Consider the following 23,198-nt stretch of genomic DNA (forward strand, 5'->3'; position numbering starts at 1 on the left):
GCTGGCCAGAAGCCCGGGTCGCAGAAACAGTCGCGCAAGTTTCATGCGGCCGAAATTACCTTCTCGTCCGCACAAGTTCCAGATGGTAACACGCACTGAAGTGAAATTGTCCTCAGGAAACACGAAAGGCCGCAGTCAGCGGCCTTTCGTGGTCAAACGATTACGAACTTTTCAGGGTGAATCAGGCTACCTTCTTGTTTGCATCGAAGAATTGCTCATCTTCGGTCGAGCCATGCAGCGCGGTCGTGGACGACTGGCCTTGCTGGATGGTCTGGGTGACCGCGTCGAAGTAGCCGGTGCCGACCTCGCGCTGGTGCTTCACAGCGGTGAAGCCACGTTCGGCGGCGGCGAATTCGGCTTCCTGCAGTTCCACGAAGGCGCTCATGTTGTTGCGGGCATAGCCGTAGGCCAGGTTGAACATCGAGTAGTTCAGCGAATGGAAGCCGGCCAGCGTGATGAACTGGAACTTGTAGCCCATGGCGCCGAGTTCGCGCTGGAACTTGGCGATGGTGGCGTCGTCCAGGTTCTTCTTCCAGTTGAACGACGGCGAGCAGTTGTAGGCCAGCATCTTGTTCGGGAACTTCGCATGCACGGCCTCGGCGAACTGCTTGGCGAAGGCCAGGTCCGGCTTGCCGGTTTCACACCACACCAGGTCGGCATACTCGGAATAAGCCAGCGCACGGGAAATCGCCTGCTCGATGCCGGGACGCACGCGGTAGAAGCCTTCCACGGTGCGCTCGCCGGTGCAGAACGGCTTGTCGATATCGTCCACGTCGGAGGTCAGCAGGTCGGCTGCTTCGGCATCGGTACGGGCGATTACCAGGGTCGGGGTGCCGGACACGTCGGCCGCCAGGCGGGCTGCCGCCAGCTTCTCGCAGGCTTCGCGGGTCGGCACCAGCACCTTGCCGCCCATGTGGCCGCACTTCTTCACCGATGCCAGCTGGTCTTCGAAGTGCACGCCTGCGGCGCCGGCTTCGATCATGGATTTCATCAGTTCGAAGGCGTTGAGCACGCCGCCGAAGCCGGCTTCGGCGTCGGCCACGATGGGCGCGAAGAAGTCGATGTCGTCCTTGCCTTCGGACCACTGGATCTGGTCGGCGCGCTGGAAGGTGTTGTTGATGCGCTTGACCACCATCGGCACCGAGTTGACCGGGTACAGCGACTGGTCGGGATACATTTCACCGGCCAGGTTGGCGTCGCCGGCAACTTGCCAGCCGGACAGGTAGATCGCCTTCAGGCCGGCTTTCACCTGCTGCATTGCCTGGTTGCCGGTCAGCGCGCCCAGGGTGTTGACGAACGGCTCGGTCTTGAGCAGGTTCCACAGTTTTTCGGCGCCGCGCTTGGCAATGGTGTGCTCGATCTGCATCGAGCCACGCAGGCGGACCACGTCTTCAGCGGTGTAAGGACGCTTCACGCCTTCCCAGCGCGCATTCTCTGCCCAATCTTTTTCCAGTGCCTGGATCTGCTCTTGACGGGTTGCCATGGTGATTTCTCCTGTGTTGATGTAAGTGATTCGGATCGGTGCGGAAGCGCCTGAAAACGTTCCGGCATGGGATAAATAGTAGGCTTTATTTTGCAGGGCAACAAGGTCTTATATAAGACATATGACATAAAATTTATTCTTTTAAATCAGCATCTTAATTATCATATTTTGCGATACGAAATTAAATTCCTTTTCGTGAAATCGAAATCTGGTGCTATGCACAGGATGTTTTTCATAATGTGGAAGATGGGTTTCGGTACGTGAAATCGTTTCTCCTTTCAGAGATGTTGCTTCATTGTCCGCAAGCCCCGTCCCTCGCGCCGGATTGCCGGACTGCGGGAGCCGTGCAGGAAATCTCACCGGATTCCAATTTGGCTGGAACGATGACGTGCTAACCGGTAACAGATTTGCTGTTCATTGCCCGTAATCCTACCGATCGAATTGGCAGAAGAAGCAACGCTGAAAGGACATCTCATGAGAACGGCAGAAAAGCTGTATTTCAAGTCCGTACCGTCTATCGCCGCGGCGCCGGAGAATGCATCGTCTGGCGATATGCCTGCGCTTACCCTACCCGAAGACATCAGTTCTTTTGTCGATAACGCGACCAGGCCCATCCGCACTAGACAATCCCGATGCCGGCCCGACATGATCTGCTTGTACCAGGTAGGCAGATTTGAATACCTGCTGGAAAAGCTGGGCTTTTTTTTATACGACATACAGCAACGGAGGCGGGATGCGCACATTGCTGTTGAGACCTTCGTCCGTCCGCTGCTCGATGAAGGAAACCCGAGCCGGAACGCAGCGCAAATAAGCAAATTGCACGAACGCGTTAAACAAAAAAAATTCACTGCTTCAGCACGGTCTCAACGATCGACCATGCACGCGTCGGCCAGGACACGACAACCACAATCTGCGCCCGAATTTGCCAAAACGCGTACTGTCGGAGGTGCAGTTCTCGTCCCGGACGGCGTGTCCATCCTATGGGCGAAGTCATCGGACGTGATCGCAGAAGCCAAGATTGTCCGCACATTGGGAACAGGCAGCGACAAGCATGACAAACTTGTCCGGTCCGTCGAGACAGAGCAACTTGGGCTTTTGCAAAACCCTCCCGGGGACGGCGAGATTAACCTTGTTGACTACTATGAAAAGTGCCTTGGCCAAGTTCAAAATTCCACCGTCGTTCTGGAGCTTGTCGCCGATGAAAAAAGACATTGGGATGCGGCTTATTCAGCGGCCATCAATATCAGAAGAAAATCGCAATCGAAAAAATCAATCATGCTGCTCCCCCCGCTTGAGAGTTTCGAGCAGGCTCTGCATAAGGGAGGGAAACAGGGATTGAGCCCACTCAATCGTCTCCAATTCATCCTGGATGGCCTAAACCAGCAAGGCTCGAATAAGCCGCTGAAGACCAGAGACCAATATGTACGAAGTCTGGATGAAGATCTTGCGTAGCTTGCCTCCAAATAGCGAAATAGCGTTAACCGCCGCTGGCCCATTTGGAACGTCAAAGGCGAGGAATTGCGCGATGACTGACGCTCACGATTTACCGAGCGTAAAAGCTGCCTGGCGCTGCCTGGTCATACGCGCGCAGGCCGATCTAATATGCTGCGCGAACGATTTTCCTCGGAGCAGTTACCAAGCGCGTTCATTGCAGGGCCGCCAATGAACGCGCTGCTTCCAACCAATTCTGAGCATTGAGACCTGAACTTCATGGCAGACAATACGTCGACAGCATCTGACAGACCGAATTCCCCTCACATATCGGATGCCGCTGAAACCGATGCTCAGGAAGCCCGGGTCAAGCGAGCCATAAAGACCAAGAAGGTCGATTTAAATGCTTTCGCAGGACTGAGCGATTCGAAACGGATCAAAGTCCTCAACAGTCTGATCAAGGCTGGGAAAGGCCCCCTGAGGTTATGGAAAAAGGAAGTCGACGGCGAACAGGTCCTGTATCTGCGTCCGCGAACCTGGGGACAGTATTTCTACGAAACGCTCTTTCTCTTTCCCGCCGAGCAGGAAACGCGATGCGACAAGGTTCGCGCCGCAATCCAGATGTATATCCGTCCCTATCTGGATGCACAGATGACCACGAATGTGATGACGCAAAACTTAGGGGAAAATCGGAATGCCGCCTTGCTGAATACGGAAAGGATGGCAATGCTCGACCGATTGGATTGTCGCGTCTATACCGATCACATCGACCCTGCTTCCTTTTTCGGCAGCAAGCCCAGCCATGTCCTGGACAAGCAAAGGAAAGGGGACACGAATATCTTTAGCCAGGAAATGCGCAGGGCATACCACGGCATGACTACGGTTCCCAAAGGCTTGTCCATTGCCAGGATCGCGCCATTCAAGGTGACAGCCGACGTACGCATCCTGACAAAAGCAACCCACATCCTGGCAGATCAATTACCGATTCCAGGGGAGAACTGCAGTCCATCAGCGCAATGGTCTTGCCCGGAAGAGAGGCAGTTTAGATATAGGGCCAGGCTGCAGGATTACTACATGGGCATGCTGGTGGAGTACGGTCGAAACATGCGCACGATGGTGCTTGAAGTGGGAGACGACGGCGATGATCACTGGCGTTCGGCATATGATGCTGCGAAACAATGGCTGGCCGATCAGCCGGAGCGCGACAAGCCAGCCATCATGCTGGTCCCGCTTTACCGTGCAGACGACTTCTTGCCGTCGAGACATGTTGAAGCTCACAACCAAGCATGGTCGGCACTCATGGCAAAAAAGTTGGAGATGGAAGACGTGAGGATTCCGGATCAGGCCTCCAATTCCTCTGCGTCCCCTGTCACCAGTAATGCAAGCGTCATTTCCAAAGGGAAGCTGCGAGATGGGCGCTTGGAAAGCATTTCTGAGACCAGTAGCGATAACGACAACGACAACGACAACGACAACGACAACGGCGAGTACCTAATCGTAAATTGATAGGATTACATTGGGCTCGATAAGGGCTAGGACACCGCTCCCAGGCCGCCGCGCCAGATAGCGTGTACTGCCAGGAGTCAACGACTCCCCGACCCAATCTCCACCTCCCGCTGCACATCCGGCAGATTCGACATGATCATCAGCTGCACCCGCCGGTTGCGCAACCGGCCTTCCGGCGTGTCGTTGGATTCCACTGGCCGGTTCGCGCCGTGGCCAATCGCCGTGAGGCGGACCGGCGCCACGCCGTTGTCGATGAACAGCCGCACCACGCTGGAGGCGCGCACCGAGGACAGTTCCCAGTTGGAGGGATAAAGCGCATTGCGGATCGGCACATTGTCGGTGTGGCCTTCCACCTGGATCGCATGCAGGTCGTCCTTCAGCACCTGCGCCACCGCCGCCAGCGCTTCGGTCGACGGCGCTGACAGCTTCGCGTCGCCCGGCGCAAACAGCACGCTGGCATTGATCTCCACCGTGATACCGCGCGCGCCCTGGGTGACTTTCACCTTGCCCTGGCTGGCCAGGGGCGCCAATGCGGTCAGCAGGTCGCGCGCGATCGTGGTCAGCTGCTCCTTCTCGCGCCGGATCGCATTGTCGTTCAGGCGGCTGCGGTAGATGGACTGGCGCGGCAGCAGCGGCAGTTCCGGGGCCAGCCTGTCACGCACCGGCGGCGCGGCGGCCGGCAGGCGGCCGAAGGCGGTGGTCAAGGCGTTGGATGCCACCTTCACCTTGCCGTCGTTGATGGAGGACACCGCATACATCACCACGAAGAAGGCAAACAGCAGGGTGATGAAGTCGGCATAGGACACCAGCCAGCGTTCCTGGCTTTCCGGCTCTTCCTCGTAGCGTTTGCGCGCCATGGCCGGCTCAGGCGGCCCAGGCCGCCATGCGGTCCTCGATCAGGCGCGGGTTCTCGCCGGCGGCGAGTCCCGCCATCACCTCCACCAGCATTTCGCGCCACCCCACTTCATTCTGCACCTGCGCCTTGAGCTTGCCGGCGATCGGCAGGAACAGCAGGTTGGCCAGGCCCACGCCATACACGGTGGCGACGAAGGCGACCGCGATGCCGGCGCCGAGCTTGCTCGGGTCGCCGAGGTTTTCCATCACCTGGATCAGGCCCAGCACCGCGCCCAGGATGCCCACCGTGGGCGCATAGCCGCCGGCCGATTCCCACACCTTGACCACGGCGCGCTCGCGCCGCTCGTAGATATTGATGTCCTGCTCCAGCACCAGCCGCAGCCGGTCGCCGTCGACGCCGTCGACAATCATGCGCAAGCCCTTCCTGATGAAGGGATCGGTCTCGCGCTCGCAATGACGCTCCAGGCTCAGCAGGCCTTCCCGGCGCGCGCTGTTGCTCCAGAAGACGAAGGAACGCGACAGCCGGGCATGGTCGTCGCGCCGGGGCAGGAAGGCATGGCGCGCCATGCGCATGGCGGCGATGAAGTTGCGCAGGCCCGACTGCATCAGCACCGCGCCCAGCGTGCCCACCACCACGATCAGGAACGCCGCCGGCTGCAGCAGCGAGCGGGCCTGGCCGCCCTCGAGCATCTGGCCGGCGGCGATGCCGCCCACGGCCAGCAGCAGGCCGGCTAGGCTACCCCAGTCCATGCCTGTTCCCGGAGTCTGGCGCGCATGCGCGCGACGGCCTGGCTGTGCAGCTGGCAGACCCGCGATTCGGACACGCCCATGATGGCGCCGATTTCCTTCAGGTTCATCTCCTGCTCGTAGTACAGGCTCATCAGGATCTTCTCGCGCTCGGGCAATGCCTCGATGGCCTCGATGACGGCGCTGCGAAAACCGGTGTTCATCAGCGCCTGCAGCGGGTCGGCCGCACTGTCGGTGCAATAACGGTCCAGGAAGTGTTCGCCAGCCTCGCCATCCTGGAAGTCCTCGTAGTACACCAGCTGATGGCCGCCGGCGTCGGCCAGCATGTCCTGGTACTCCGCCAGCGACATCTTGAGCCGCCCCGCCACTTCGCTCTCGGTGGGCGCTCGGCCGAGCTTCTGCTGCATCTCGGTCATCGCGACCTCGATCTTGCGCATGTTCTGGCGCATGTTGCGCGGCATCCAGTCGCTGCTGCGGAGTTCATCGAGCATCGCGCCGCGGATGCGCTGCACCGCATAGGTCTCGAACTGCGCGCCATGGGTTTCCTCATAGCGGCCGATCGCATCCAGGAGGCCAATCATGCCGGCCTGGATCAGGTCGTCGACCTCGACGCTGGGCGGCAGCTTGGCGCGCATCAGGTGCGCCAGCTTCTTCACCAGCGGCGCATGCTGCGTCAGCAAGTGGTTGCGGTCGGATTTTCCTTGTACGGTGTACATGTGCTTCAAGCCCCGATGGTGGCGCCGCAGGGCAGCGCGCTGCGCCGGCCGCCCGCCTGCATCGCGCAGCGGGAAAAGCGGCCAGCCAGGTCGCGGAACGCCACGGAGGCGCCCGCCAGTGGAAATGCGTCGATCACGGTGCGGCCCAGGCGGGTGGCCCGCACCAGGTGCTCGTCATGCGGAACCGACCCGATGGATTGCAGCTCCAGCGCCAGGTAACGGCGGGCGGCCGCTGCGATATTCCTGTAGATCATGCCGGCGCGCACGATGCCGGCGCCCGTTACCAGCACGCTGACCGGGCGGCGTCCATAACGCTCGGACACCCGCTTGATCAGCGCGTACGCGGCGGTAATCGATTCCGGGCTGTCTTCCACCTGCACCACGATGTCGCCCTCGCCCATTGCGTCCAGCGGCAGCGCGTTGCCGGCATCGAGCTCGGCATCGACCAGCACGATGTCGTTGTCCAGGGAAAGCCTGGCAAACAGCGCCGACAGATGCTCGCGCTCGAAGGCACTGGTGCTGCCGCGCGCCATCACGGCGATACCGAAGCCCTGCGGCATAGGCAGCACCACGTCGGCCAGCCGCGCTTGTGCGCGCGCCGCCTGCAGCAGGGTGCCGCCGTGCATGCGGTCCAGCCCCGCACCCACGCCGCGCGCGGTGGCGCAGGCGTCGAGCAGCAGCACGCCGCTGCCGGCGCGGGCCAGCGAGGCGCCCAGGTTAAGCAGCGTGGCGCTCTTTTCATGGTCGGGCGTGGCAGACAGAAAGGTCAGCACCCGCGGCGCCGGCTTGGCGATCATGCGGCGCAGGCCTTCGGCCTGGTCGATGCGGATGCTAGCCAATTGCCACCTCGCGCAGCGACTGGTCATTCATCATGCGGGCGGTGTTGCCGATCACCAGCGGCAGCTCGTCATCCTGGTACTGGAACGGCGCGGTCTCGCGCTTCATCTTGAAGGCGCGGTCGATCAGGAAGTTCGGGCGCGCCAGGTGCAGGTCTTCCGGCACCCGCTGGCCATTGGCGATGTATTGCAGCTGCAGCTTCTGGCGGATGATCACGTCCAGCACGCTGCCGATGGTGGCGGCCTCGTCGAGCTTGGTGATGATGGCGCCGGCCAGGCCGTTGCCCTTGTAGGCGCGCACCACTTCATTGAGGGTCTCGCCGGTGGAGGTGGCCGACATGCACAGGATGCGCTTGACCGGGGTGTCGGCGCCGGACAGCATCGCCACCTGCTCCGCCACCATCTGGTCGCGCTGGCTGGCGCCGGCGGTGTCGATCAGCACGGTGTGCTTGTTCTTCAGCTCGGACAGCGCGATGCGCAGGTCGGCTTCATCCTTCACCGAATGCACCATCACGCCGAGGATCTTGCCGTAGATGCGCAGTTGCTCGAAGCCGCCTATGCGGTAGCCGTCGGTGGTGATCAGGGCCAGCTTGCCGGCGCCGTGGCGCATCACGCAGCGCGCCGCCAGCTTGGCGGTGGTGGTGGTCTTGCCCACGCCGGTCGGCCCGACCAGCGCGAACACGCCGCCGTTGTCGAGAATCGCGTTTTCATCGGGCGCGGCTGACAGGTTGCGCATCAGGACGCCCTTGATCCAGGCCATGCCATCGACGCCGTCATGCTCGGGCAGCTTTTCAGTGAGATAGCGCGCCAGGCTGGCGGAAAAGCCGGCGGCCAGCATTTCGCGCATCACGGTGGCCTTCATCGGCTCGCGGCGATGCTGCGCGCCCCAGGATATCTCGGCCAGCTGGGCTTCCATCATGCTGCGCATCGAGCGGAGTTCTTCCATCATCTGGCGCATTTCGGCCTGGGTGCTGTCGGCTGGGGCGGCGGCACGCGGCTGCGGCGCGCTCTGGCGCTGGACGGGCGCAGCAGCCACGGGTACCGGCTCGGCTACTGGAGTCGGGCGCAGGCGCTCGAAGGCGCTGGCGGCCGAGCCGTTGCGCACCTGCGGTTGGGCAGGCGCCGGCACTGGCGCCTTTGCGGGAGCGGCCGCCGTGGCCGCTGCCTGTGCCGCGGCTGGCAGGCGCTTGCCTGCCAACGCCGCTACCAGAGGTTGCGGCAGCACTTCCGCATCTGCCGCCGGCTCGGCCAGGGATGCCATGTCGGCACTAGCCAGGGCCAGCACTTCGACGCTGCCGTTGACCGTGCGATTGGACAGGATCACCGCGTCGGCACCCAGGGCGTCGCGCACCATGCGCAATGCTTCACGCGATGTCTGGGCAGAGAATTTCTTGACGTTCATGCTTGGCCTCCCATCAGGGCAGTCACTTTGATGTTCTTGGCGGGCGGCATTCCGGCCAGCGACGGCAGCCTGATTCCGTGCATGCCGCTGCATGCCGCTGGTCCAGTATCTGCATGAAAGTCGCTGTTAGCCAATGCCGCTCCTGTGGTGTGATCCGGCGCCGGTGCTGCGCAGGGATTTCTTACAGGACAGATTATTGAGGATCACAGAGAAGTTGCATCGGGGGAACAGGAGGGGTTTATAGGCCTTTTTCCCCGGCGGCTGGAAAACCGCAGGAAGGAAGTCGCAATTTAATCTGCCGTTGCGGCAGCGGCGCAGTTGCCATTGTTGTGTCTGACGTCCGCGAAGCGACAGTTGCCGTTGCTGTTGAAGTGGCCGTTGCCGTTGCCGTTGCCGTTGCCGTTGCCGTTGCTTTTGAAGTGAAATCCCGTTGAGCGCGCCGTGTCAGCGGTACCCCGCGCTAGCGGGGCGCGATCACCGGGTCGCCTTTTTTTGGTTACTTTTTTTTGGCGAAGCAAAAAAAGTGACCCGGCCGCCGGGACGGATTCCCGGCTTGTCTCCACGGCAGTGCAGCCGCATTGCGTCACCCGGCAACGCGCTGGCAGCACTGGCGCTTTGGCTTTGGCTTTGGCTTTGGCTTTGGCTTTGGCTTTGGCTTTGGCTTTGGAACGACAGGTAAATCTAAAGCCATGACTTGCTCGACCAAAGGTGGAATGCCCCTTCGGGGTATTCCACCCTACGACCACCAACCTTCCATTGCATGGGACTGCCTGCACGTCGCGCCGCACCGGCCTGTTACATGCATCCTACTTCAGCACGCATCACATGCCGGATGAACTGCGAGATTTTCCTGTGACGCGTTAGCGCCTGCGACTGGCCTTAACCCTGCCCTCCCACCAGCGCCGTCACCTTGATGGTCTTGGAATCCGGTATCTCCGCATGCGACAGCAGCTTCAGCTGCGGCAGGCTGCGACGCAGAAAGCGCGACAGCACCGCACGCAACTGGCCCGGCACCAGCAGCACCGGCGTGATGCCCATTTGCTCCTGGCGCTGCACCGCCTCGGCGGTCTGCATCACGAGCGTGTCGGCCAGGCCCGGCTCGATGCCGGCGCCGTCGGGGCCGCTGGTTTGCAATGCCTGCATCAGCAGCCGCTCCAGCCGGTTGTCCAGCGCCATCACGGTCAGTTCGCCGCCGTTCGGGAACAGTTGCTGGACGATGGCGCGGCCGAGCGCAATGCGCACCAGCGCGGTCAGGTCGCCGGCATCCTGGAAGTGGCCGGCATTCTCGGCCAGGGTCTCGACGATGGTCCGCATGTCGCGGATATGAATGCCTTCGGTCAGCAGGTTCTGCAGCACCTTCTGCAAGGTCGACAGCGGCAGCATCTTGGGCACCAGGTCGTCCAGCAGCTTGGGCGACTCCTTGTTCAGGTGATCGATCAGTTGCTGCAGCTCGCCGCGCCCCAGCAGCTCGGCCGCATGCATCGTGATCAAATGGTTCAGATGGGTGGCCACCACGGTGCCGGCATCCACCACGGTATAGCCCATGGCCTGGGCCTCGTCGCGCAGGCTGGCGTCGATCCAGGTGGCGGGCAGGCCGAAGGCCGGGTCGCTGGTGACGGTGCCGGGCAGCGTGCCGGTGACCATGCCGGGGTTGATCGCCAGGAACTGGCCGGCATGCGCTTCGCCGACGCCAATTTCCACGCCCTTCAATGCAATGCGGTAGCCGGAAGGCTTCAGCTCCAGGTTGTCGCGGATATGCACCGGCGGCGACAGGAAACCCACTTCCTGCGCAAACTTCTTCCTGATGCCCTTGATGCGCTTCAGCAGCTCGCCGCCCTGCGTCTTGTCCACCAGCGGAATCAGGCGGTAGCCCACTTCCAGGCCCAGGGTGTCGACCGGCACGATGTCCTGCCAGGTGGCTTCCTCGGTTTCCGGGGCCGGCAGCGCGGGCGCGGCTTCCGCCATCGGCGCCGCGGCGGCTTCCTCGGCGCGCTTCTTGAGCAGGTAGGCGCCGCCGCCCAGCACGCCGGCCAGGAACAGGAATGGCACGTGCGGCATGCCGGGGATGATGCCCATGCCGCCCAGGATGCCGGCGGTGATCATCAGCACCTGGGGCTTGGCGAACAGCTGGTTCATCAGCTGGCTGCCGATGTCATGCTCGGATGCCACCCGCGAGACGATCACGCCGGCCGCGGTGGAAATGATCAGCGACGGCAGCTGCGCCACCAGGCCGTCGCCGATGGCCAGCAGGGTGTAGTTCTTGATCGCGGCATCGAAGGCCATGTCATGCTGCACCATGCCCACCACCAGGCCGCCAACCACGTTGATCAGGGTCACCATGATGCCGGCGATGGCATCGCCGCGCACGTACTTGGAGGCGCCGTCCATGGCGCCATAGAACTCGGCTTCCTGGGCCACTTCGGTGCGGCGGCGGCGCGCCTCGGCCTCGGCGATCAGGCCGGCGTTGAGATCGGCGTCGATCGCCATCTGCTTGCCCGGCATGGCGTCAAGGGCGAAGCGCGCGCCCACTTCCGCGATACGGCCGGCGCCCTTGGTGACGACGGTGAAGTTGATGATGGTCAGGATGATGAAGACCACGATGCCGACGGTGTAATTGCCGCCGATCAGGAAGTGGCCGAAAGCCTCCACCACCTTGCCGGCCGCGTCCGGGCCGGTATGGCCCTCCGTCAGCACCACGCGGGTGGAAGCCACGTTGAGCGAGAGGCGCAGCATGGTCGACACCAGAAGCACCGCCGGGAAGGCCATGAAGTCCAGCGGCTTGATGGTGTACAGGCTGGTCAGCAGGATGATGACCGACAGCGCGATATTGAAGCTGAAGAACATGTCCAGCACCATGGCCGGAAGCGGCAGCACCATCATCGCCAGCATCATGATGATGATGGCCGGCGCGGCCAGGGCCTTGGAGTTCGCGTTGCGCATCCATGCTGGCAGGGCCAGGCCGTTCATTGCGCTGCTCCGTGCAGGCAGAACAACCCCTTCCGCGCTGACGGATCAATGTTTGCATGAATCTCGGTGGTAGCCAATGCCGCTCCTGTGGTGCGCCCCGGCGCCGGAATGGCGCCATCGGGATATTGCCGGAGGAATTATTGGCGATGCGAAGAGAGTTAGATCGAGGGAACAACGGGGTGCTTATGCCGCTTTTTTGCCTCGGCAGCCTTTGCCCTGATGGAGCAGGCCTGCTGCCGGGCGTGCTGATTCATTCCTTTTGATCCTGCTCCAGCGGGTCCATGCCCGGCGGCACCTCCAGCGCCGTCGGCGGCGTCGGCCGCAGGCCGCCATGGCTGGCATGGGCCTTCAACTGGAACACATAGGCCAATACCTCCGCCACCGCGGTGTACAGCGCTTCCGGGATCTCGTCGCCCAGCTCGGCATGGCGGAACAATGCGCGCGCCAGCGGCGGCGCTTCCAGAAGCGGCACATGGTGCTCGGCCGCGAGTTCGCGGATCTTCGCCGCGACTTCGTCGGCGCCCTTGGCCACCACCTTGGGCGCGCGCATCTTGCCGTCGGTGTATTTCAGCGCCACCGCAAAGTGGGTCGGGTTGGTCACCACCACGTCGGCGGTCGGGATTTCCGACATCATGCGGCGCCGCGCCATCTCGCGCTGGGTGGCGCGGATCTTGGCCTTGATTTCCGGATTGCCTTCGGATTCCTTGGCTTCCTGGCGCAGCTCCTCGCGCGTCATCTTCAGCTGGCTGGCGTGGTGCCATAGCTGGTACGGCACGTCGATGGCGGCAATGGCCACCAGCGCGGCGACGATCAGCATGAAGGATTGCAGCAGCAGCTGGCCCAGATGGGCGCTGCCGACGTTGAGCGGCTCCAGCGCCAGCGCCATCACCGCATCCTGTTCGCCGCGCAAGACGATCCAGGCGACGATGCCCACCAGGATGGTCTTGCCTATGGCCTTGCCCAGCTCCACCAGCGCGTTCGACGACACCAGGTTGCCCAGGCCGCTCAGGGGGTTCAGCTTGCCGAAGTTGGGCATGAAGGCCTTGCTGCTGAAGTTCCAGCCGCCGATCAAGAGCGGCGCGCCGACCGCCACCAGCATCAGTGCCGCGGCCACCGGCGCGAATGCCAGCAGCACATCGATCAAGAGCGAGGCCGCGCGCGATACCAGCAGGTCCATGTCGAATGCCTGACCCCGCTCGAAGCTCAGGCTGTTGGCCAGCAGGCTGCCCAATTGCGCGGTCAGCCGGCCGCCCAGCATCCACAGCGCGCAACCGGCGACCAGCAGCACGCTGCAGGTCGCCAGTTCGCGCGAGCGCGGCACATTGCCCTGCTCGCGCGCCTCATCGAGGCGTTTCTGTGAGGCTGGTTCGGTTTTTTCAAGTTCGCTGTCTTCGGCCATTCGGCGCTCCGGCTATGGGCATGCGCGTTTGGCAAAAGCGCGATGTCCGGAAGGATTATCCCGTCAGGGCAGGAATCTCCATTTGCAGAACAGCGGGGCAAACGACTTGCTGTTTCCTGCGCAGCCCTATTCCGGATTGCATGGAATCAGAACCGCAAGCCCCAGGCCGGATAGCTTGCCTTTCCTGCAACGCAGGGTGCTGCATTCTCCTTTTACACTGCGCCACATTGGCTGGCCGGATGCTTCACGATTGCGTGGCAAGATGCCCGCTTGTCCCGGGTAGCACGTTACCAGCGCTTGCTTTCAGGGCTTGCGGCACGGCTGGGGCGCCGTCCTCCTGCAGCGACGCTTGTCGACTCACCGTTCGGTGTGCATCCAGGCACAGGCTTCGATCTGCCGCAGCGCTCACGGTAGCGCGGTGCTGCGGCTTGCCATGCCTCACCGTGACTCACAGAATACTGCAGGGAAGTTCAAATTTGACATTGAGTTCCTGTTGCAGCGCCGTTTGCATCGTCCCAGGCAAGCCGCTTCGTCGTATGCCTGAACAGTACGTGCCATAGGCACCGTACATACCGCCGATATCAAGCCGATCGGCGTGCGCCAGGCGCAATACGCCAAACTTTTCCTCGTTGGACAGCTTGCTGTTCGATATGGAGTCCATGTAGGCCATCATGGTTTCTTGAAGTGAATCGTGGAACAGCGAATCAATCATCGACAGTCCAAAGAACGGCGCGTCGCCATTTGGAACGCGATTGTCGAGATGCCTGTTATCTTCGTGCCTTCCCTTCATGACCAACTTCAGAATAGCCTCCAGCTCGGTGCCAATCGACTCGACTGCGCGACTTCTGACCACCTCCCTTGCCACATCGCTTCCTTTCATTTGAGCCCGCAACAGCGTAACCTTTACTCCTGACGGCAATGCGGAATTACTGCTTATCTGGTCGATATACTCCTGGCTGCAAGCAAGGCAGTTTCCCCTTGCTGAAAAATTACCCTTTTCATACTCCACATCGAGAAACCTGGAATCGGCTATATCCCGGATCATCTTGCCAAATGCAGGCATGCCATCCTCGTCGTAGCCGCTCAATAAGAGGATGAGATCTTCGGACGCAAGCGGGCAATGCGATACCGCTTTCATGTAAGCCCCGCAAAGAGAACTGCTTGCAGGATTACGCAACTCCTGCGCCAGCCAGGGTAGGCCCTGGTGGTTTCTGTGGAGCAGCAACTCAAGCTTTTCCGAATGGCTCAGATTCATCTGGAGGATACCGCTGGCAATGTCGGCAATATACGCAACGTCTTTTCTAGCCGGCGTACCGAAGGACAAGAACGGCATGCGGTAATAACCAAACAAGCAGAACTTCAGCCGCTTTACGTTCGCAGCTTCCTCGGCGCAGGCGAGCGCGTTCATTGTCGTGGCCAGGCCGGCATCCCCCTCGCTTTCCATTTCACCAAGGTCGAAACGGGAAGAGGCAGCAATGATGATATCGAGCCGACCATCGGTCTCAGGCATGTCATGGCACAAGCCGGCAAGCACCAGCGCCTGAGACAGGAGAGGCAACCGGGACGTTGCGGCAATGATGAAATCGATTTCCTGCCGCCGCCCCTTGCCAGACAGAGATCGCGCCACGGAGCACCAGACCCTGCGCTGCACTTCGAGCGGCGTGGATTCCAGCTTCTTCTGCAGCAGCGACAGCACGCCCGGAACCATGCCTGGAGACAGGCTTTTCAGCAGGCGGCTCAACATTATCAAGCCATCAAGCATGTCCGCGGGCGGCAGTGCAAATACGGCACCGAGGTGTTCCTCAAATTGAGCGGGCTGCAAGGACTTGAACAAGTTGCCCGTGTCGAAACTGCGCATCTGGCTAAGATGGCTCGCTGCCTGCCGCAACCGCGCGCCAGCCAGATTCCATGAAGTGCAAACCTGGAACAGCGAGCCGCACTCCCTCACCGACAGAAACTTGAAGATTTGCTCGAGGACGTCGACCGGCAGCATCAGATTTTCCGGGCGCTGCGGATCGCTGCGCAGAACAGGCACCAACATGGCGTTGCTGCCGGATGGAATGGTTACGGGATTTGCTTGCACCGACGCGAACGCGCGGTTGGACATTGCTGGGGTTGAATCCATGACAGGCTCTTTCATTAACAAGGTTGGACGGCAAGGTAACCGGCCAAGCCTTCGGCCTGACGCGCATCGGGGAACATAACAGCGACCGGCAGCGCAAGCCAGCCGGCCAGCGCAACCGCGAGGAATGGCGTGTTGCCTTACAGCTTCAGGTTCTGCGCCCAGGCCAGCGCCGCCAGATGGGCGCGGTTGACCTGCTCGGCCGAAAGGAACAGCGCATCGGCCAGCGTCGCGCTGTCGCCGTCCGGCTGCTCGCAGCTTTCGGCCAGCGCCAGGAACGGGCCATAGATGCCCTGGCGCGACAGCAGCGCCTGGCACAGCGCTTCGGACAGCGGTATCTGCGCCAGCGCCTCGGCCATCGTCATGCCCAGCAGCCGGTCCAGCATCGAGAACATGCCGGCCACGAACAGGTTTTCGGCTTCGTTGCGGGGCAGCAGGTACAGGCCGAGCAACTCGGCGAAGCGGCCGCGGATGATGGCGGTCTTCATCAGCGGCGCGGCATATTCGCTGGCGCTGGCGGTGGCCAGCAGCAGCGCCAGCCAGCGGTTCAGCGTGGCGTAGCCCAGCAGCGTCACCGCGTGGCGGATCGAGTTGATTTCCGCACCCAGGCCGAAGCCGACCGAATTGATATACCGGAACAGCTTGTAGGAAATTGCCGGATCACGCTTCAGCACGGCTTCCAGTTCGCGCAGGTCGGCATTGCGGTTAACCAGATTCATCAGCTGCAGGATCACGCTCTGCGATGCATTCAGGCCGCGTGCATCCTGCGGTGGCGCAGGCGCGCGCAGGAGCTGGTCGGCATAGACATGCAGGCCCGCCTTGGCGCAGGTATCGTAATGCGCCCAGACGCCAATGCCGGACAGGGCAATGCGGGTTGACGGGCGGCGCATGGCGGCGACGTGTTTCAAGCGGGCGGAAAGCCCGGATGCGGCGCCATCGAGCTCGAGCTGGGTTGCATGGCCGCACAGTGCGGCGTCGACGCCGTCGGCATCGGCGTCACGCAGCGTCAGGCCATAGCCCTTGCGGCGCAGCCCGGCGGCGCAGCCCTGCCCTTGCGTCCCTTGCAGCGTTGCGGCGTCAAGCGACAGCGTGAGCGCCGCCGGCGGCAGCGGCGTGGCGACGATTGCGTCCAGGGCTTCCGGTGTGGCGGGCAGTATCAGGTGGCCATCGGCCAGCAGCCATCCCTTTTCCTCATCGTGCAGGCCGGCCGCAAGCTGCAGCGCCAGCGCGTCGTCCGACGCGCCGGGCGCATTGCGCTGCCAGGCAAATCGATGCGCGACCACCTTGCGCGCCGGATCGAGCAAGGCGGTGCGCACCAGGAAATGGGATTGGGACATCGGTCGGCTGCAAGGCTGGTTGAAAAAAGGCGTTGGAAGGAATGCGGGGCTGGCTAGAAGCCCAGGCTTTCCAGCAGATCGTCGACCTGCGCCTGGTCCGCCACCACGTCGGGGCTGGCGTTCGGGTTGATCTGCGGACCATTGAGCAGGCCGGTATTGGTTTCACGCCGGACGTCGCCCGGCGCATAGTCCACCAGCAGCTGCACCAGCTGCTGCTCCAGGCCATGCGCCAGTTCGGTGACCTTGCGTATCACCTGCCCGGTCAGGTCCTGGAAGTCCTGCGCCATCATGATGTCCATCAGATGGGCGCGCGTGGTGTCGCTGTCCGCCTTTGCCTGCGCCAGATAGCCCAGGGTGCGCTCGGCCAGCGCGCGGCTTGCCGCCGGCATGCTGTCATCCGCCAGCGCGGCGCGCCAGTCCCTGGCCAGCGCATCGGCGCCGCTGGCCAGGCCGTCCTGCAGCGGACTGGCCAGCTCGGTGGCGTTCAACACCTTCTGCGCCGCCTGCTCGGTCAGGCGGGCGACATAGTCGAGCCGGTCGCGCGCGTCCGGGATGTCGTAGGCGGCGCGTTCGATCAGCTTGTCGAAGTCGAGGCCGCGCAGGCTGTCGTGCAGGCTGCGCGTCATCTGGCCGACCCGCGCCAGCAACGCTTCCTGCAACTGCCCTTCTCCGCCCTGCGCCGTCAGGTCCGGCCGCGCGGCTTCCATGTCAGGCTCCGACTTTTTCGAGTTTTTCGAAGATCTTCGCCAGCTTCTCGTCCAGCGTGGCTGCGGTGAACGGCTTGACCACATAGCCGTTGGCGCCGGCCTGGGCGGCAGCGATGATGTTTTCCTTCTTCGCCTCGGCCGTCACCATCAGCACCGGCAGCTTGGCCAGCGCGGCGTCGGCGCGGATGCTCTTCAGCATGTCCAGCCCGTTCATCACCGGCATGTTCCAGTCGGAGATCACGAAGTCGAACTGCTCGTTCTTGAGCTTGGACAGCGCCATCGCGCCGTCTTCAGCCTCGTCCACATTGCTGTAGCCCAGTTCCTTCAACAGGTTGCGCACGATGCGGCGCATGGTCGAGAAATCGTCTACCACCAGAAACTTCATTTTCGGATCAGCCATCATTGCTCCATTCAATCCTTACACCGATATCTGCATATCGGCAGGTCACATCAAAAACTTGAGCCCCGGCGCACCGGCGCCGGGCATTTTTTTACAGCATTGATTCAATGCATTTCATACCCTCAGCGCGCGGCCGCCCTGGCGGGTCAGCTGCGCCAGCACCATGCCGGGCAATTCCTTCAGCGGTCCGGCTTCATGGGTCGCGCCCACTGCGATCGCCTCGCGCGGCATGCCGAACACCACGCAGCTTGCCTCATCCTGTGCCACGTTCCAGGCGCCGGCGTGGCGCATTTCCAGCATGCCGGCGGCGCCGTCGCGGCCCATGCCGGTCAGGATCACGCCGACCGCGTTCTTGCCGGCATGCAGCGCGGCCGAGCGGAACAGCACGTCCACCGAAGGCCGGTGGCGGTTGACCGGCGGCCCCTGGTCGAGCTGGGTCACATAGTTGGCGCCGCTGCGCGCCAGCAGCAGGTGCGAATGGCCGGGCGCGAGATAGGCATGGCCAGGCAGCACCCGCTCGCCATGCACCGCTTCGGCCACCGCGATGCGACACAGCTTGTCCAGCCGCTCGGCGAAGGAACGGGTGAAGCCTTCCGGCATGTGCTGCACGATCAGGATGCCGGGGCAGTCCGGCGGCATCTGCAGCAAAAATTCCTTGATCGCTTCGGTACCGCCGGTGGAGGCGCCGATGATGATCAGTTTTTCACTGCTGGCAAGCGGATTGGCCAGCGCCGGCAGCGGCCTGGCCGCGCTGGCCGCCGGCGCGCCCGCGCCGCCCGGCGCCGGCACATGCCGGCGGATGCGGGCGCGGGCGGCGGCGCGGATCTTGTCGGCGATGGTATCGGCATATTCCTGCATGCCGTGCTGGATCGAGATCTTGGGCTTGGTGACGAAGTCGACCGCGCCCAGTTCCAGCGCCCGCATCGTGATCTCCGAGCCGCGCTCGGTCAGCGTCGACACCATCACCACTGGCATCGGCCGCAGCCGCATCAGCTTTTCGAGGAAATCGAGGCCGTCCATCCTGGGCATCTCGACGTCCAGCGTCAGCACGTCCGGGTCCAGCCTGCGTATCATCTCGCGCGCCACGATCGGGTCCGGCGCCACGCCGGCCACTTCCATGTCCGGCTGGCTGTCGATGATTTCACGCAGCACGCTGCGGATCAGCGCCGAGTCGTCCACCACCACGACCCTGATCTTCGCGCCCGTCCCTGGCGTCACGCCTGTTGTTTGTCCATGCATCATGCCGCCTGCAATACCCTGTTTGCCCAGAGCAGCGCCTGGCCCTGGCTGTGATTGATGGTGAGTGCGGCGCGCGACGCGTTGGCGCCAATGTATTCGCGCACAATGCTGTCGTCGTCGCTCTCCAGCGCCTGCGCCAGGCGCAGTAGCTGGCCTATCGGCCCCCTGCGCTCGAGCAGCGCCGCCCGGATGTCGTCGGCCAGCCCGAGGGTGTCGACCACCTGCCGTATTGGCTGGCCAAGCAGCACGTCCATCACCGACACGATGCCGGTGACGAAGGCGCTGTCGGCCAGCGCCGGCTGTTCGGCTTGCATCAGCAATTCCATCAGCTTGCCGCGGGTGGCTGCCAGGTGCAGCAGGGCCGAAGCGCCGGACAGGCCGGCGTCCGCGCTGGCCAGCATCAGCAGCAGGAGCCAGCGCTGCAACTGGCGCCGGCCCAGCACCACGATCGCATTGGCCACCGAGCGCAGCGGCTGGCGCTGCCCCATTGCGGCGGAATTGGCCAGGCGCAGCAGGTTCACGGCCAGCGCCGGATGTTCCTTGAACACGTTCTCGATCTGGCGGATGTCGGCGTCCTGCTGCAGCATCGCCAGCAAACGCAGCAGCGCCGCATGGGAAGACGACAGCCGGCGGCCGCTGACCATTTCAGGATGGGCGAAGTGATAGCCCTGGAACAGGTGATAGCCCAGGTCGCGGCAATGCTGGAACTGGACCAGGGTTTCCACCTTTTCCGCCAGCCTGGTTGCATTCAGCATGCGCACGTCGCGCGACACCCGTTCCAGCGCGTCGCCGGAAAGGCCGGAGATGTCGACCTTGATCATGTCCATCATCGGCAGCAGCGAACGGTTGCTGTCCGTTGCGCCCCGGAAGTCGTCGAGCGCAAGCCGGAAGCCCAGCGCCTTCAGTTCCAGGCAACGCCGCTGCACGTCGGTGTCGCAGACGGTCGTCTCCAGGATTTCCAGCACCACCTTGTCATGCGGCAGCAGCGAAATCACATCGCTCATCAGGAAACCGGTATCGCAGTTGATGAAGCCGGTGCGGCCGCCGAGCACGCTGTCAATGCCGAACTCGGACAGGGTATGCACGATCACCGAGGATGTTGCCGCCGCGTCGTTGACCACCACGGCCCGGTTCTGCAGGCTGTTGCGAAACAGCAGTTCGAAGCCCTGCAATTGCTGGGCGCGGTCGACGATGGGCTGGCGCCCCAGATAAATGTCTTCCGCCGCTTCCTGCCCTGTTGCCTGCGCCATTTCTATCATCATGAATGCCTTGCATGGGCCGGCATCCCGGCCCGGTTATCAGAACTCTTCCCAGTCCGAGTCGCTGCCTGCCGGCGCGGCAACCCGCTTGGGCGCCGCTGCGGCGACTGCGCGGCTGGCGCCGGCAATGGGCCGGGGTGCGGGAAGCGGCGATGCGGATGGCGCAGTGCGCTGCCTGGACGCCGCCGGCACGGCCGCGGCCGCATGACCCGGCACGCGGAATACGCTGACCACCTGCGACAGTGTGGCGGCCTGGTCCTGCATCGAACCGGCCGCCGCCGCCGCTTCCTCGACCAGCGCCGCATTCTGCTGCGTCACCTGGTCCATCTGCGCAATGGCCTGGTTCACCTGCTCGATGCCGGCGCTCTGCTCGCTGCTGGCCGCAGTGATCTCGGCCATGATATCGGTCACCCGCTGCACGCTGGCCACCACTTCCCGGATCGTGCTGCCGGCCTGCGCCACCAGCTCGCTGCCGGCCTCGACCTTCTCCACCGAGTCGCCGATCAGGCCCTTGATCTCGCGCGCCGCCGCCGCGCTCTTCTGCGCCAGGCTGCGCACTTCGGTGGCCACCACCGCGAAGCCGCGGCCCTGCTCGCCGGCGCGGGCCGCTTCCACCGCCGCGTTGAGCGCCAGGATGTTGGTCTGGAAGGCGATGCCGTCGATCACGCCGATGATGTCGACGATCTTCTTCGACGAGCTGTCGATGGCGGCCATGGTGTCGACCACCTGGGCCACCACTTCGCCGCCCTGGGTGGCCACGCCGGACGCGGTGAGCGCCAGCTGGTTGGCCTGGCGGGCATTGTCGGCATTCTGCTTCACGGTGGAGGTCAGTTCCTCCATCGACGAGGCGGTTTCCTCCAGCGAGGAAGCCTGCTGTTCGGTGCGCGAGGACAGGTCCATGTTGCCCGATGCGATCTGGCCCGAAGCGGTGGCGATGACGTCGGTGCCTGCGCGTACCTGGGACACGATGACAGCGAGGTCGTCGCGCATCTTCTTCAGTGCAAACAGCATGCTGCCGGAGTCGCCGGCGCGCAGGCGGATATCGGTGGCGAGGTCGCCGGCGGCGATACGGCTTGCGATGGCAACGGCTTCGTCCGGTTCGCCGCCGAGTTGCCGGGTCAGCGAACGCGTGATCAGCCAGCCGCCTGCAATCGCCACCGCGACGGCCAGCGCGCTGATGGCCAGCATCAGGTTGCGGGCAATAGCGTAGCTGGCGCCCGCTTCCGCCATGGCCTGGGAAGACATTTTCTCTTCCAGGTCTGCCAGTTCGGTCAGCTTTTCCATCCAGCCGCGCTGCACCGGCCGCAGTTCCTTGATCAGGATGCGGGTCGCGCCCTCCTTGTCACCGGCCAGGCCAGCCTTCGCGGCGCGCTCAACGATCGGCGCAGCCGCCTGCTCCGCTTCCCCGATGCGGGCCATCAGCGTCTTTTCTTCTTTTGTCGTGCTGGGCGCGGATGCAAGCAGCGCGTTGAGCTTTTCCACATGGCTGCTGTATTTCTTGGCCTGGGTGTCAATGCGCTGCACTTCCGGCCGCATGTCCGCCTCGTCCGTCAGCAATGCCAGGTTGCGCAGCGCGATCATGCGGTCGGCCACGGTGGCACGCATCGAGGTGACATGGGTCGCTTCGGCGTTATTGATATTGACGATGTCTTCCAGGCGCTTTTCAATCTGCGCCATGCTGCGTATGCCCAGGCCGGCGACGATGACCAGAAACAGTGTCAGCGCGCCAAAGCCGATCGTCAGGCGGGTTCCTACTTTCATGCTTGTCTTGTTCATCATGGTCCTGTAGGAAAGGTCAGGCTTGCTGGATCAAACCCATTTCGGCGGAGGACATCAGGCATTCGATGTCGAGCAGGATCAGCATGCGTTCTTCCAGCGTGCCCAGGCCGACCAGGTAGTCGGTGTTGAGCGCCGTGCCCATCTCCGGCGCCGGGCGGATCTGCTCCGGCCGCAGCGTCGTCACGTCCGACACGCTGTCGACCACCATGCCCACCACCCGGCCGGCGATGGACAGGATGATCACCACGGTGAACTGGTCATAGCGCGGCTCGCCGAGGTTGAACTTGATGCGCATGTCCACGATCGGCACGATGATGCCGCGCAGGTTGATCACGCCCTTGATGAACTCCGGCGCATTGGCGATGCGCGTGACGCTCTCATAGCCGCGGATTTCCTGCACCTTCAGGATATCGATGCCGTACTCTTCCTGGCCCAGCTTGAAAGCCAGGTATTCATTGCCGGCGGACGCGTCGGCGCCGCTGACGGGCGCGGCTGCATGGATGCTGCTGTGGGAGGAAACGCTGGCTTGCATGAGGGGACCCTATCTGATGGCGGATGTCAAAAAGTTGCATCTAGTAAATTTATCGACAGCTTAAACGCAGTCTTTAGCCACCAGCGGTGAAATCAGATGGGTATTTGCAGTCCAGTTCGTCTTGCGGTCAGGCTTGTCGCGGCGATGCGACAAGCCTTGTTGAAGCGTCAATGAATCATGCCGCTGCGCGATCGATCAGGCCCATTTCGGCGGAAGACATCAGGCGCTCGATGTCGAGCAGGATCAGCATGCGTTCTTCCAGCGTGCCCAGGCCGACCAGGTAGTCGGTGTTGAGCGCCGTGCCCATCTCCGGCGCCGGGCGGATCTGCTCCGGCCGCAGCGTCGTCACGTCCGACACGCTGTCGACCACCATGCCCACCACCCGGCCGGCGATGGACAGGATGATCACCACGGTGAACTGGTCATAGCGCGGCTCGCCGAGGTTGAACTTGATGCGCATGTCCACGATCGGCACGATGAT

At 62.9% G+C, this 23,198-nt stretch carries 19 protein-coding genes; 2 read left to right on the forward strand and 17 right to left on the reverse strand.

Annotated features, from left to right (window positions below; genetic code table 11):
- Positions 1-181: 181 nt before the first annotated feature.
- Entirely contained in the window at positions 182-1,483 is a 1,302-nt protein-coding gene (gene aceA / locus IGW04_RS20150) for an isocitrate lyase (protein WP_194714887.1), read from the reverse strand.
- Positions 1,484-1,957: 474 nt separating this feature from the next.
- Between aceA and IGW04_RS20155 the strand changes: the two genes are divergently transcribed.
- Together IGW04_RS20155 and IGW04_RS20160 are read left to right on the forward strand one after the other, a co-directional pair.
- Positions 1,958-2,935: a hypothetical protein gene (locus IGW04_RS20155; protein ID WP_194714888.1), complete on the forward strand. Its 978-nt coding sequence runs from the start codon at positions 1,958-1,960 to the stop codon at positions 2,933-2,935.
- Between the two features lie 258 nt (positions 2,936-3,193).
- Positions 3,194-4,420 carry a hypothetical protein gene (locus IGW04_RS20160; protein WP_194714889.1) on the forward strand — a complete coding sequence of 409 codons (1,227 nt, stop codon included), beginning with the start codon at positions 3,194-3,196 and terminating at the stop codon, positions 4,418-4,420.
- A 77-nt stretch (positions 4,421-4,497) separates the two neighbouring features.
- On the opposite strand, the gene motD is transcribed toward IGW04_RS20160, so the two are convergent.
- The 16 genes from motD to IGW04_RS20240 form a co-directional block, all read right to left on the reverse strand.
- Complete coding sequence (gene motD / locus IGW04_RS20165; protein WP_194714890.1) at positions 4,498-5,277, reverse strand: flagellar motor protein MotD; 780 nt, start codon at positions 5,275-5,277, stop codon at positions 4,498-4,500.
- Positions 5,278-5,284: 7 nt separating this feature from the next.
- Positions 5,285-6,025: a flagellar motor protein gene (locus tag IGW04_RS20170; RefSeq protein ID WP_194714891.1), complete on the reverse strand. Its 741-nt coding sequence runs from the start codon at positions 6,023-6,025 to the stop codon at positions 5,285-5,287.
- Positions 6,007-6,738 (reverse strand): RNA polymerase sigma factor FliA, encoded by a 732-nt coding sequence (locus IGW04_RS20175; RefSeq protein WP_194714892.1) that lies wholly within the window; start codon positions 6,736-6,738, stop codon positions 6,007-6,009. The genes IGW04_RS20170 and IGW04_RS20175 overlap by 19 nt, the downstream gene beginning before the upstream one ends.
- A 5-nt stretch (positions 6,739-6,743) precedes the next feature.
- Positions 6,744-7,577: a MinD/ParA family ATP-binding protein gene (locus tag IGW04_RS20180; protein ID WP_194714893.1), complete on the reverse strand. Its 834-nt coding sequence runs from the start codon at positions 7,575-7,577 to the stop codon at positions 6,744-6,746.
- Positions 7,570-8,976: a flagellar biosynthesis protein FlhF gene (gene flhF / locus IGW04_RS20185; protein WP_194714894.1), complete on the reverse strand. Its 1,407-nt coding sequence runs from the start codon at positions 8,974-8,976 to the stop codon at positions 7,570-7,572. The genes IGW04_RS20180 and flhF overlap by 8 nt, the downstream gene beginning before the upstream one ends.
- Before the next feature lie 879 nt (positions 8,977-9,855).
- A complete protein-coding gene (gene flhA / locus IGW04_RS20190; RefSeq protein WP_194714895.1) occupies positions 9,856-11,943 on the reverse strand; it encodes a flagellar biosynthesis protein FlhA in 2,088 nt (695 codons plus the stop codon).
- A 250-nt stretch (positions 11,944-12,193) separates the two neighbouring features.
- Positions 12,194-13,342 carry a flagellar biosynthesis protein FlhB gene (gene flhB / locus IGW04_RS20195; RefSeq protein WP_194714896.1) on the reverse strand — a complete coding sequence of 383 codons (1,149 nt, stop codon included), beginning with the start codon at positions 13,340-13,342 and terminating at the stop codon, positions 12,194-12,196.
- Between the two features lie 448 nt (positions 13,343-13,790).
- A complete protein-coding gene (locus IGW04_RS20200) occupies positions 13,791-15,467 on the reverse strand; it encodes an F-box protein (protein WP_194714897.1) in 1,677 nt (558 codons plus the stop codon).
- Positions 15,468-15,604: 137 nt separating this feature from the next.
- Complete coding sequence (locus tag IGW04_RS20205; protein ID WP_194714898.1) at positions 15,605-16,801, reverse strand: EAL and HDOD domain-containing protein; 1,197 nt, start codon at positions 16,799-16,801, stop codon at positions 15,605-15,607.
- A 53-nt stretch (positions 16,802-16,854) separates the two neighbouring features.
- Complete coding sequence (gene cheZ / locus IGW04_RS20210; protein ID WP_194714899.1) at positions 16,855-17,508, reverse strand: protein phosphatase CheZ; 654 nt, start codon at positions 17,506-17,508, stop codon at positions 16,855-16,857.
- A gap of 1 nt (position 17,509) precedes the next feature.
- Positions 17,510-17,908 carry a chemotaxis response regulator CheY gene (gene cheY / locus IGW04_RS20215; protein ID WP_194714900.1) on the reverse strand — a complete coding sequence of 133 codons (399 nt, stop codon included), beginning with the start codon at positions 17,906-17,908 and terminating at the stop codon, positions 17,510-17,512.
- A 114-nt stretch (positions 17,909-18,022) separates the two neighbouring features.
- A complete protein-coding gene (locus IGW04_RS20220) occupies positions 18,023-19,147 on the reverse strand; it encodes a protein-glutamate methylesterase/protein-glutamine glutaminase (protein WP_194714911.1) in 1,125 nt (374 codons plus the stop codon).
- Entirely contained in the window at positions 19,147-20,409 is a 1,263-nt protein-coding gene (locus IGW04_RS20225) for an EAL and HDOD domain-containing protein (protein ID WP_194714901.1), read from the reverse strand. Before IGW04_RS20225 ends, IGW04_RS20220 begins: the two co-directional genes overlap by 1 nt.
- A gap of 36 nt (positions 20,410-20,445) precedes the next feature.
- Entirely contained in the window at positions 20,446-22,167 is a 1,722-nt protein-coding gene (locus tag IGW04_RS20230) for a methyl-accepting chemotaxis protein (protein WP_194714902.1), read from the reverse strand.
- A gap of 34 nt (positions 22,168-22,201) precedes the next feature.
- Positions 22,202-22,717: a chemotaxis protein CheW gene (locus IGW04_RS20235; RefSeq protein WP_194714903.1), complete on the reverse strand. Its 516-nt coding sequence runs from the start codon at positions 22,715-22,717 to the stop codon at positions 22,202-22,204.
- 175 nt (positions 22,718-22,892) lie between these two features.
- Positions 22,893-23,198: chemotaxis protein CheW (locus IGW04_RS20240; protein WP_194714904.1), on the reverse strand; the 306-nt coding region annotated here is incomplete at its 5' end.

It is taken from the genome of Noviherbaspirillum soli, from assembly GCF_015352955.1.
GTDB lineage: Bacteria > Pseudomonadota > Gammaproteobacteria > Burkholderiales > Burkholderiaceae_D > Noviherbaspirillum_A > Noviherbaspirillum_A soli.

What these genes read in the sequence shown, in the direction of transcription:
- aceA (WP_194714887.1), bottom strand. Translation starts at nt 1,483, where the DNA reads ATGGCAACCCGTCAAGAGCAGATCCAGGCACTGGAAAAAGATTGGGCA.
- IGW04_RS20155 (WP_194714888.1), top strand. Translation starts at nt 1,958, where the DNA reads ATGAGAACGGCAGAAAAGCTGTATTTCAAGTCCGTACCGTCTATCGCC.
- IGW04_RS20160 (WP_194714889.1), top strand. Translation starts at nt 3,194, where the DNA reads ATGGCAGACAATACGTCGACAGCATCTGACAGACCGAATTCCCCTCAC.
- motD (WP_194714890.1), bottom strand. Translation starts at nt 5,277, where the DNA reads ATGGCGCGCAAACGCTACGAGGAAGAGCCGGAAAGCCAGGAACGCTGG.
- IGW04_RS20170 (WP_194714891.1), bottom strand. Translation starts at nt 6,025, where the DNA reads ATGGACTGGGGTAGCCTAGCCGGCCTGCTGCTGGCCGTGGGCGGCATC.
- IGW04_RS20175 (WP_194714892.1), bottom strand. Translation starts at nt 6,738, where the DNA reads ATGTACACCGTACAAGGAAAATCCGACCGCAACCACTTGCTGACGCAG.
- flhF (WP_194714894.1), bottom strand. Translation starts at nt 8,976, where the DNA reads ATGAACGTCAAGAAATTCTCTGCCCAGACATCGCGTGAAGCATTGCGC.
- flhA (WP_194714895.1), bottom strand. Translation starts at nt 11,943, where the DNA reads ATGAACGGCCTGGCCCTGCCAGCATGGATGCGCAACGCGAACTCCAAG.
- flhB (WP_194714896.1), bottom strand. Translation starts at nt 13,342, where the DNA reads ATGGCCGAAGACAGCGAACTTGAAAAAACCGAACCAGCCTCACAGAAA.
- IGW04_RS20200 (WP_194714897.1), bottom strand. Translation starts at nt 15,467, where the DNA reads ATGGATTCAACCCCAGCAATGTCCAACCGCGCGTTCGCGTCGGTGCAA.
- IGW04_RS20205 (WP_194714898.1), bottom strand. Translation starts at nt 16,801, where the DNA reads ATGTCCCAATCCCATTTCCTGGTGCGCACCGCCTTGCTCGATCCGGCG.
- cheZ (WP_194714899.1), bottom strand. Translation starts at nt 17,508, where the DNA reads ATGGAAGCCGCGCGGCCGGACCTGACGGCGCAGGGCGGAGAAGGGCAG.
- cheY (WP_194714900.1), bottom strand. Translation starts at nt 17,908, where the DNA reads ATGGCTGATCCGAAAATGAAGTTTCTGGTGGTAGACGATTTCTCGACC.
- IGW04_RS20220 (WP_194714911.1), bottom strand. Translation starts at nt 19,147, where the DNA reads ATGCATGGACAAACAACAGGCGTGACGCCAGGGACGGGCGCGAAGATC.
- IGW04_RS20225 (WP_194714901.1), bottom strand. Translation starts at nt 20,409, where the DNA reads ATGATGATAGAAATGGCGCAGGCAACAGGGCAGGAAGCGGCGGAAGAC.
- IGW04_RS20230 (WP_194714902.1), bottom strand. Translation starts at nt 22,167, where the DNA reads ATGAAAGTAGGAACCCGCCTGACGATCGGCTTTGGCGCGCTGACACTG.
- IGW04_RS20235 (WP_194714903.1), bottom strand. Translation starts at nt 22,717, where the DNA reads ATGCAAGCCAGCGTTTCCTCCCACAGCAGCATCCATGCAGCCGCGCCC.